The sequence below is a fragment of the Gammaproteobacteria bacterium CG11_big_fil_rev_8_21_14_0_20_46_22 genome (assembly GCA_002796245.1).
In the GTDB taxonomy this organism is placed as follows: Bacteria; Pseudomonadota; Gammaproteobacteria; order UBA12402; family UBA12402; genus 1-14-0-20-46-22.
In genome coordinates this window covers 9,436-9,832 of sequence record PCWT01000005.1, presented here as the reverse complement: position 1 = coordinate 9,832, position 397 = coordinate 9,436, and the positions used below count along the sequence as shown (strand labels likewise).

Sequence of the window (397 nt, the reverse complement as noted above, 5' to 3'; positions counted from 1 at the left end):
AGCCGCCTGAATTTTCTTGAGAAAAATGTAGCCCGGATTAGCGCAAAAGCGCGTAATTCGGGAGAAATAATCCCGGGTCACGACCCGGGCTACAGGACAAACTATGTGAGAGATGGGAAATTGTACTTGGTGTTTAAACTTGCGCTCGTTATACTAAAAACCAAAGAATGGTAAGGATACTTCTCTATGACACTTTCCGCAAACAAACAGGCGCTATTGGATGCCTTTAACCAACACGTCAATGCCGAGCTTAATAAAGATTTAGAAACAACCTTGGCAACCATGACGTCTGATCCGCACATTAATAATATTCCTACGTGCATTGGTGGCGAAGGGTTAGAGGGCGTTAAGCAGTTTTATAGCAGCCTAATCCCCACGGGCAAGTTTTTTGCACCCG

General features: G+C 44.8%; 1 pseudogene (cut by a window edge). It reads left to right on the top strand.

The annotated features are described in order from the left end of the window. Nucleotides 1-186: 186 nt before the first annotated feature. Nucleotides 187-397, top strand: a pseudogene (locus COV52_00245) (hypothetical protein); it runs 56 nt beyond the window's last position.